The organism is Wolbachia endosymbiont of Protocalliphora sialia (genome assembly GCF_053891855.1).
Map to the genome: position 1 here is coordinate 1 of NZ_JAIUJX010000012.1, position 8,841 is coordinate 8,841.

At 34.8% G+C, this 8,841-nt stretch carries 11 protein-coding genes and 1 pseudogene; 5 read left to right on the forward strand and 7 right to left on the reverse strand.

Going from position 1 to position 8,841, the window contains the following annotated elements; translation table 11 throughout:
- Positions 1 to 14: 14 nt before the first annotated feature.
- Positions 15 to 176, forward strand: a complete 162-nt coding sequence (locus LB100_RS04815) for a hypothetical protein (protein WP_456201595.1) — start codon at positions 15 to 17, stop codon at positions 174 to 176.
- A 57-nt stretch (positions 177 to 233) separates the two neighbouring features.
- Here the strand turns inward: LB100_RS04815 and LB100_RS04820 are convergent.
- Positions 234 to 840 (reverse strand): annotated as a pseudogene (locus LB100_RS04820) (IS5 family transposase); the annotation flags it as partial.
- A 303-nt stretch (positions 841 to 1,143) separates the two neighbouring features.
- On the opposite strand from LB100_RS04820, the gene LB100_RS04825 reads away from it, so the two are divergent.
- From LB100_RS04825 to dxr, 3 genes are all read left to right on the forward strand, one after another.
- Positions 1,144 to 1,650 (forward strand): hypothetical protein, encoded by a 507-nt coding sequence (locus LB100_RS04825; RefSeq protein ID WP_456201596.1) that lies wholly within the window; start codon positions 1,144 to 1,146, stop codon positions 1,648 to 1,650.
- 116 nt (positions 1,651 to 1,766) lie between these two features.
- Positions 1,767 to 2,261 carry a hypothetical protein gene (locus tag LB100_RS04830; RefSeq protein WP_264719415.1) on the forward strand — a complete coding sequence of 165 codons (495 nt, stop codon included), beginning with the start codon at positions 1,767 to 1,769 and terminating at the stop codon, positions 2,259 to 2,261.
- Positions 2,262 to 2,288: 27 nt separating this feature from the next.
- Positions 2,289 to 3,467, forward strand: a complete 1,179-nt coding sequence (dxr, locus tag LB100_RS04835; RefSeq protein WP_456201597.1) for a 1-deoxy-D-xylulose-5-phosphate reductoisomerase — start codon at positions 2,289 to 2,291, stop codon at positions 3,465 to 3,467.
- 285 nt (positions 3,468 to 3,752) lie between these two features.
- Here dxr and LB100_RS04840 read toward each other — a convergent pair whose 3' ends face one another.
- The 6 genes from LB100_RS04840 to LB100_RS04865 form a co-directional block, all read right to left on the reverse strand.
- Positions 3,753 to 4,007: a hypothetical protein gene (locus tag LB100_RS04840; protein WP_456201598.1), complete on the reverse strand. Its 255-nt coding sequence runs from the start codon at positions 4,005 to 4,007 to the stop codon at positions 3,753 to 3,755.
- Positions 3,979 to 4,653 carry an ankyrin repeat domain-containing protein gene (locus LB100_RS04845; protein WP_456201599.1) on the reverse strand — a complete coding sequence of 225 codons (675 nt, stop codon included), beginning with the start codon at positions 4,651 to 4,653 and terminating at the stop codon, positions 3,979 to 3,981. Before LB100_RS04845 ends, LB100_RS04840 begins: the two co-directional genes overlap by 29 nt.
- 68 nt (positions 4,654 to 4,721) lie before the next feature.
- Positions 4,722 to 5,480, reverse strand: a complete 759-nt coding sequence (pstB, locus tag LB100_RS04850) for a phosphate ABC transporter ATP-binding protein PstB (protein WP_019236313.1) — start codon at positions 5,478 to 5,480, stop codon at positions 4,722 to 4,724.
- Positions 5,477 to 6,271: a 4-hydroxy-tetrahydrodipicolinate reductase gene (dapB, locus tag LB100_RS04855; RefSeq protein ID WP_456201600.1), complete on the reverse strand. Its 795-nt coding sequence runs from the start codon at positions 6,269 to 6,271 to the stop codon at positions 5,477 to 5,479. The genes pstB and dapB overlap by 4 nt, the downstream gene beginning before the upstream one ends.
- A gap of 218 nt (positions 6,272 to 6,489) precedes the next feature.
- Entirely contained in the window at positions 6,490 to 8,211 is a 1,722-nt protein-coding gene (locus LB100_RS04860; protein WP_456201601.1) for a hypothetical protein, read from the reverse strand.
- A gap of 131 nt (positions 8,212 to 8,342) precedes the next feature.
- Positions 8,343 to 8,600, reverse strand: a complete 258-nt coding sequence (locus tag LB100_RS04865; RefSeq protein ID WP_456201602.1) for a hypothetical protein — start codon at positions 8,598 to 8,600, stop codon at positions 8,343 to 8,345.
- A 101-nt stretch (positions 8,601 to 8,701) separates the two neighbouring features.
- On the opposite strand from LB100_RS04865, the gene LB100_RS04870 reads away from it, so the two are divergent.
- Complete coding sequence (locus LB100_RS04870) at positions 8,702 to 8,818, forward strand: DnaB-like helicase C-terminal domain-containing protein (RefSeq protein ID WP_456201607.1); 117 nt, start codon at positions 8,702 to 8,704, stop codon at positions 8,816 to 8,818.
- Positions 8,819 to 8,841 lie beyond the last annotated feature (23 nt).

Below are 8,841 nucleotides of genomic sequence, written 5' to 3' on the forward strand. Positions count from 1 at the left end.
AGAGGAGCCGATAGATGAAAAAGGTTCTTAGGAGTTTGTTAGAAGAGTTGTTAGACCAAATATTGCGGAAAATTCTCAAAAAAGCAGGAGTGCGTGAGTTTAAATCACAGCTGCATGAGCATTGTTACTTAATAGCAATCTCCATCAATAAGCTACCTTCATTTGTAATAGTTTAGACTTGATCTGACAAATTAGTTGCAATAACCTCTATGAATCACACACTTTATGACCTCAACAGTTGCACCAATAGTATCTTTTATTTGAGTTGCAAAATTTTCTCCAGTGTAGCCAGCATCAACTAGTATATTCTTAACTTCAGAGAGATTTTCTTTAGCATTTGCAACCATTTTTACAGCACTGCTACGGTCAGTTACTTCTGCCGTTGTTACATGGATTGCATGTGGCAAACCTTGTGTATCTACTGCAATATGACGCTTTATTCCTGAAATTCTTTTACCAGCATCATAACCCTTTTCTTCAGCAGTATCTGTGTTTTTAACACTTTGAGCATCGATTATACAGAAACTGGTTTTCTCTTTCCGACCATTGCCTTGTCGAACCTCTCCAACTAATTTTTTTTAAGACTAGTTGCAGCAAACTTGATTCTTCTCCATTTTTTTTATTCCAGGTTTGAAAATAGTAGTATATGTTTTCCCACTTTGGAAAATCCTTTGGCAACATTCTCCATTGGCAGCCACTTTTCAGGACGTATAGCACTCCACAAAACACATCATATAAGTCAAGTTTTCTTGGCCTTGTTTTCTTTCTGCTGCTTTCCAGTATTGGTCTGATTTTTTCAAATTGCTTTCTACTTATATCACTTGGATAACTTTTTTGCATATATATACCACACTCTTAATCTATACCTACTTTACCTCTTCTTCTAGAGATTTTAAACAGGTTCTAAGAAGAAATAGAAGCTGTCTTAAACCTCAAGTCATCACTTTGTTACTACAGCACATCATCGATGTTTTGGTATAGAGTAAATGCCTTTTTTCATTTAGTAAATTTCTTAAATATTTCTAGTTAAAAGAGCCTGTCAGTTATTTTTGGCATTTCATTCTTTAATATATTAATAACTATCTTGATTAAACATTAATTACAGTATATTATTTAACTATAATTAATTAATGGATAATGACTATGAATTTAGAACACTTACGACGAGAAGGGTTAGATAACAGATCGTTAGAATTAAAACAAAAGTTAAAACAAGATGTGTGTAAACCAATACTTGGAGTTGGATTATCAGTAGCTGCAACAGTGTTGTTTAACGAAATAAGTAAGGAATTTGGAGAATCATCTGTACCTAGTTTCATAATTGGAGCTGGAGTTGGTGCGTTATCAATGGCTTATGCAAGAAGAGCATCTTCTCATGTTTCTACAAATGTGGAAAATGTTGCCACTGAACAACCAAATATTCTAGGACCGAATACTATTCATGCTTCCACAAATGTGCAAAATGTTGTCATTCAACAACTAAATATTCTAGGACCGTGTACTATTCATACTTCCACAAATGTGCAAAATGTTGTCATTCAACAACTAAATATTCTAGGATCGGATACTATTCGTGCTTCCACAAATATGCAAAATGTTGCCATTGAACAACCAAATATTCAAGTATGGGATACTATACTTGCTGCCTAATTTTTAGAGTCATCAAAATAGCTGACACTCAGCTTTTTGATGACCCTCTTTTAAAATAATTGATATTTTACAGTGTTTTTGGTAAAATAATAGCTTAAGGCTTAGAATAAAAGTTTATGAGTGAAGCACAAGGTCCAAATATTGCAGAATGGCAGGCACAGCAGCAACATCAGGAAGCCGCTAGTGAGAAAAGTGGTTTCGGTCTTGGTCATAGCGACTCTGTTGCAACAATTGTGGATGGAATGAAGTGGATGTTCAACTTTCATGAAGGAGCAATTGCTGCTTATAATAATGTGTTCGAAGGTTTGGTCAGTGGTAGCAGTCTAGTAACGTTATTTGGAAAATCAGGTAATATGTTTGGCATAAAATTTCTTGAAAGCCTTGCTGAATATTTTTCAGGTGGTGGTGGAGAAGATATGCCATCAGAAGGAATGGATATGGATCATGGTGATGGAGGGCCTCATCCAGATGATTATCCCCATGCTAGCAATGAAATGGCTCAAAGTGCTGATGGTTTGCATGATATGCATGATGCAGGTGATCATCATGGCCAATCTTTTTCACCTGGTCCTTCACCATCTGTTGGTGATGATCATGAGCTTGGTTACTAAATAACTAAGAAGATTTTATTGTAATTAGTGAAAAAAGTTTCAGTTTTAGGATCAACAGGAAGCATTGGAAAAAAGACTGTAGATTTGCTCTCAAAGAGAAAGGAAGAATATCAGGTGGAAGCACTAAGTGCCAATTCTAACTTTGCTCTGCTAGCACAACAGGCAAATCTACTTAATGCAAAATATGCTGCCATTTCTGATGAAAGGTTCTACAAAGATTTAAAAGAAGATCTACTTGGTACAAACGTCAAAGTAGAAGTTGGTGCTCCAGGTCTAGCAAATGTTGCTTCTCTACCTGTTGATCTCTCAGTTATTGCAATAGTTGGCATCGCAGGCCTTGAGCCAGTTATAAAGGTTATAGAAAGCGGTACTAAAGTTATTGCCTTAGCAAATAAAGAAAGCATTGTTTGTGGTGGCAAGTTACTGCTTGAAAAAGCTAAAGAAAGGAGCGTACAAATAATCCCTATTGACTCTGAACACAACGCAATTTTTCAAGTTTTGCAAAATGATGATAAATGTGTAGAAAAGATTATACTCACTGCCTCTGGTGGACCATTTTTAAATTATAGCCTTGAACAATTAAGAAATATCACAGTAAATCAGGCACTAAGTCACCCTACTTGGAAAATGGGAAAGAAAATCTCAGTTGATAGTGCAACAATGATGAATAAAGCACTAGAAATAATAGAAGCACATCATTTGTTCAATATCAGTCCAAATAGAATTGAAGCAGTAGTGCACCCTGAATCGATAGTACATGGAATTGTCGTTTATCACGATGGATTCAGCTTTGCTGTGCTTGCAGAAACTGATATGGAAATTCCCATTGCATATGCTTTGTCTTGGCCAGAAAGATCAACTTTGAACTACAAGTTAGACTTAACAAAACAAAAAAAATTGACTTTTCAAGAACCAGACCACAAATGTTTTTCTTCACTAAAGCTAAGCATGGAAGTGTTAAATTCTTCTTCTCCACATACAAATAGTATTGTTTTGAACGCTGCAAATGAGATAGCTGTTAATGAATTCTTGAAATCACGAATCGGCTTTTTAGAAGTAGTAGAGGTAGTAAAATCAACAATAGAAAACTTTGACAAGTACTCTGATATTAACTCACTATCTGACATAATAAGTGTCGATTTTGAAAGCCGTATTATTGCTAACAAAATTATTGAAAATAAAGGTATCCGTTCAGCAGAGTGGTAAAATAAGGTAGACGAGAAAAGACAACTAAATGGTCAAGTAGACCCATTTCATACTCCTGTCATCTCAGTACCTTGCCTTTTTGTCATCCTAGTAGCTGACAACGTGATCCAGATTTCCATAATGTCATCCTAGTAGCTGGCACTGGGATTAAGAAAAGCAGCTAGTTTCAGCTACTCGAATGACAAGACTAGAAAGAAATGGGTGTCATCCCAGTGCTTGACACTGGGATCTAGAAAAATTTACAAAGCTTATGCTAAATTCAATGAGATTAAATGAAAACCAGCATCAAGTGCTGGAATGATACCTTACCTGAACAGATACATCACTAGCACGTTCGTTCACAATAACTTGAGAGAAGCTTACATCATTAATAACTGTATTTGCTCTATACAGATAACCGCATCCTATTGCAAGAAAAAGCAACGAAGTTGCAGCAAGTGGAACTGGGTTGTCAACTACGAAACATAGACCAACAGCAAATACTCCAGATAACAAAAAAGCATAAGCATAATTAGTTAGTTTGTTTCCTTTTTTGAGCAACTGCTTCTATCTTTATGAACTCTGGTTCTATTATTTTCTTAACATATCCTGCAATACAATCTCTTGGACTTTTGTTTTCATAGTTTTTAATATTAGTTTTGATCTTTGGATGTGTGAGTAATATTTTTACTATATCTATACTTCCCATCTCGCAAGCAATGTGTAAAGCTGTATTTTTTTTCTTCTTGCCGGTCTCAATTTCCTCCTCTGCACGAGCATAATTTTGAGGTATAAATCCTTCATTAACAGGTTGTGAATTGTCAAGGTATATGCAGCGAAGATATGGACTCCTATCTACTACTTCTCTCTCCTCAAATTCGTAAACTGGATAACCATCATGTTCCTTTGGTCTTCTCTCCATAACAGCTTGCTTGCTTTTAATATTTACATCAATTTTTTTATGCTGTACAAGCAACTTAGCCATAAGCTCTAAATATTGATGTTCCTCGTTATTACTAGTAACAAAAGCTGAAATAATGCACATCAAAGGTGTCATTCCATCTTCAAAAGCATTAACATTCGCTCCTTCTTTCAATGCTTGTTGAAAATGATTCCAAGCTTCCTCAGGTGTTATTCTTTCACCACTAGCATTTTGAAATTCAATAGCTTTAAACAACTTTTTTGTTGCTTCACTTGTACTAAACATTTTAACCCCCTATCACAACAAACTTGATAAAATTATACATAGAAAAAATTAAAATATTAATTATTAAGCTAATGATCCAGAATATACTCCTTCGTTAAAGGAGACTGAGCATTTTCAAAGATTTCTTGAGTACTTCCGAATTCAACAATCTTGCCATTGCAAAAGAAAACTATGCTGTCAGATAATTTTTTAGCTTGCTTCATCGAATGAGTTACCATAATTATGGTGAACCTCAATTTCAATTCTTGTATAAGATTTTCGATTGCATTGGTTGCCATTGGATCAAGAGCAGAGCATGGTTCATCCATTAATAAAATAGTTGGCTTTACTGCAATTGCACGAGCAATGCATAATCTTTGTTGCTGGCCACCAGATAAATTTAGTGCACTATCTTGCAATCTATCTTTCAACTCTTCCCATAAACCAACCTTAGTTAAACTACTCTCTACTATTTCATCTAATTTTTGCTTATTTTTCACCATGCCATGCAATTTAGGCCCATAAGCAACATTATCATATATTGATTTTGGAAAAGGATTGGGTTTTTGAAATACCATACCAACTTTTGCTCTGAGCAATACAACATCCATATCACGTGAATATATATTACCCAGCCCATCGATTACCAGTTCACCAGTCGCTCTACATCCAGGTACGTAATCATTCATACGATTAAAACAACGCAAAAATGTCGATTTACCGCACCCAGAAGGTCCGATAAAAGTTGTGACTTTCTTTTTGCAAATATTCAAATTTATATCGAATAAAACTTGTTTAGAGCCATACCAAAGATTTAAATTTTTAACGAAAGCGTATTTATCGTTCATACTAAATCCTGCATTGAATAAAGTCCTGGTATTTCCTGTTTATTCTCGCACAACCATATTGCTGCTTGAACCGCCCCTCTAGCAAACGTTGTGCGATCAATTGCTTTGTGATTTAATTCTACTCGTTCATCGGAATTGACAAACATGACACTGTGATCTCCTATTACTCCACCTCCACGAGATACTGCAAAGCCTATTCCTCCTTTCCCTCTTATATTTGAATTATTATGTGAATATTGATTGAGCTCAAAATCCACTTTTGCAGCGTTAGCAACTGCTTTACCAAACTCTATAGCTGTTCCAGATGGTGAATCCTTTTTTAAATTGTGATGCATTTCCCAAATTTCAACGTCATACTCATTACCTAAAAGCTTGGCAGCTTCTTTTACCAATTTCAGCAACACATTAACTCCTATACTCATATTTGCTGACCATAATATTGGAACTTTAGCAGCATATTCTTTTAAATTTAGACCTTCTATTCCAGTTGTGCCACTAACTAGCGGTTTTTTAAATTTCACGGCCGCCTTAAGGCAGTCTAGCATACATTCTTTAGTTGTAAAATCTATTACAACATCGGACGATTCAAATACCTCACTAATAGAACTTGTAACTTTGATTTCTAAATTGCAATTATTGCCTACAATAGGCCCAATATCTAAGCCTATATACTCACTGCCCAAGCGAGCAACAGCACCTGCTATTTCCACTTTGGTATTCGTAATTAATTCATTGAGTATTTTCTTACCCATTCTGCCTAAGCAGCCTATTACTCCAACTCTGATTTTCATAAAGCTTTTTCCACTATGTTAGGCTTTTTTTGAAGCTTTGTCATCTTTATAAGCTTAGCATATTTAGCCTTACACTGATAAAACTATAGCTATACATCGATGAATCTATTGAAAATTGATACGAGGAAGATACAAATTGTAATTAGTCAATTTTCCCTATGGAGAAAACTTATAAAGAAAAAAAGAGCACCAAAGAAGATGCTCTTTTGTGAAATTAACTAGCAAGAACGATTATTACTAGCAAACTTTTCGTCAACTGTTAGTCGCATAAGTGACGAACTTGGTACTACTTCATCGCAAAGCAATCTTCTTATTTCTGAGCTTTTTGCTTTTGATAAGTAGTTAGATAATTCTTGAGAAAACTCCAATTTTGCTTCTTCTGGAATAAACAATGTGTCTAATGCATCATGAAAATCACCATCTAATTCCTCTTCTGCATCATAAAACTCCTCTTGTTCATTATCCTCATTATCAACCTCTTGCTGTATTATCTTGTTACTAGCATCAGTATTATGCTCATCTTTTTCTTTATGTGCATTAACTAAGAGAGATTTATTACAGTTAGCGTTCTTTGCTTCCAGACTAGTAGTTTCTGAGCTTGGCACGCCACGCGCTTTAAAACTTTCAATAGAATCTATTACAACAAATGTTGACCCCTTCTTGAAGCCCAAGAACTTTTTCATTTGCGCTACCTGACAAAGTTCGCGTTTATCTTTTTGTAGCATATTAATAATTAGAGATACGGAACCATCATCGTTATCTCTCTTACTAAAATTAATGTTAAAATCATGTTCATTGCAGTGTATTTTCATACGATATTTACCGTTGTTTCTTGGATGCTTATAATCCTCTAGATTTTGTTGAATATCATCTGCAAGACGTAGTTCTAAGTTTCCGTTAAAAATGTTGATAGTAGAAGATTCTCTTGTTACTGCCAATGATGTTAGTTGATCAATAGTTGTATTGTTAACCGTTTGTTGTGCCATAGTAGTGGGTGTTTTAACTTCAAACGGCTGATTAGATATACTATCTACTTTAACATTTGTTACACCATTCTCCAATCCTAACATTTTTTTCACATGCTCAATATCATATTCAACTAATATTTTATCGCCATCGATATACTTCCCATCTTTGTTCTTCTTTATTATTGATTCTACAATGAAATGTTTAGCAGACTCAGGAGAATTAACACTCCTACCAGTAATGCAATATTTTCCTTTATTACACTTTAGATATACAAGAAACTTAGGATGATATGCGTCCTTGGTTAAACTACCTTTATAATCCTTAATGTTTATACACTCTTCCAAATTTAACCAAAAGTTATTCCCTTCAAATTCAAGCTCACCTAATACTGATGTTTTTTTTGTTTTTAATGGCTTGTAATTTATCTTATCCACTTTAACGAACTCTTTGTTTTTACCTAAGCCCAATACACCTATCATTTCTAATGGATTACTTAATACAGAACCTTCATCACTTTGTTTCTTTACTGAAGTTATTGACACAGACTTCCTCTCACCACCTATATTTTTCTGTGAGCGATAAGGACCAGTAATATGAAAATCTCCACTGTCACATCTTACAAATGCATGAAATTCATCATATTGATATGGATTTTTATATTTCTCTTCAAGGATTGTATAATTTTTATTTATCATAGTTAATAGTAGTTCACCATCGATAACTTCAAGACAAACTTTGGGTCTATCTATCTGCTTTGGCAGTATTAGTTGATTACCATCTAGAGTTTTTGGCAACGTATTACTTTTATTTACATTCTCACCTAAAGGTCTTTCTGGTGGTGTACTTTTTTGAGCAGCATTTGCTTTACTACTAAACAACCAATTCCAACCTGATGAAACTTTTTTTGTAATCCACGAAATTCCCGTATGATCAGCAATCCACTTAAAAAGCTTTTGTATACTTTTCCACATACTTTACTCCTTAATGAATTTACTTAATTATTACATATAAAACTTAACTTGTCAATTTTCTCCTATGGAGAAAACTTATAAAGAAAAAAGAGCACCAAAGAAGATGCTCTTTTGTGAAGAAAAGATACTCTTTAGAAAGGTGATATAATAGGTATTGATGAATTTATAGCTGGCTTATCTAGCACCTTACTAGGTTTACCAGCTTCTGAGCTTAGTACCTTGCTATCACTTGCAGGCACTTTAGATGTAGAACTTGCAACTTCAGGTTTCTGAGATATTTGATCTATAGTACCAACTGTACGCTTACTATTTAAACCCAACATCTTTTTCATTCCTTCTAACTCACAAGACAAAGTTTTACCATCATCTACCGAGTCCACTATAGCCAATATTTGATTATCTCAAAGACTACAGAGACTACATCGATAAACGGCTAGCAAACCCCGACGAAATAGAAGGTATAACCACAGGAATAAAGGAGCTTGACACGATAACTGGTGGCTTCAAAGAGGGAGAGTTATCCGTGCTTGCAGCACGCACTTCAATTGGTAAGACCTCAATAGCACTACACATGGCTCTAGAGGCTATAATGCACCCATTTGTCTAGACCATTTTTTTCAAAGTGATCCG

Coding starts and splice junctions, on each gene's coding strand:
- LB100_RS04815 (WP_456201595.1), top strand. CDS start 15: ATGAAAAAGGTTCTTAGGAGTTTGTTAGAAGAGTTGTTAGACCAAATA.
- LB100_RS04825 (WP_456201596.1), top strand. CDS start 1,144: ATGAATTTAGAACACTTACGACGAGAAGGGTTAGATAACAGATCGTTA.
- LB100_RS04830 (WP_264719415.1), top strand. CDS start 1,767: ATGAGTGAAGCACAAGGTCCAAATATTGCAGAATGGCAGGCACAGCAG.
- LB100_RS04845 (WP_456201599.1), bottom strand. CDS start 4,653: ATGTTTAGTACAAGTGAAGCAACAAAAAAGTTGTTTAAAGCTATTGAA.
- pstB (WP_019236313.1), bottom strand. CDS start 5,480: ATGAACGATAAATACGCTTTCGTTAAAAATTTAAATCTTTGGTATGGC.
- dapB (WP_456201600.1), bottom strand. CDS start 6,271: ATGAAAATCAGAGTTGGAGTAATAGGCTGCTTAGGCAGAATGGGTAAG.
- LB100_RS04860 (WP_456201601.1), bottom strand. CDS start 8,211: ATGTGGAAAAGTATACAAAAGCTTTTTAAGTGGATTGCTGATCATACG.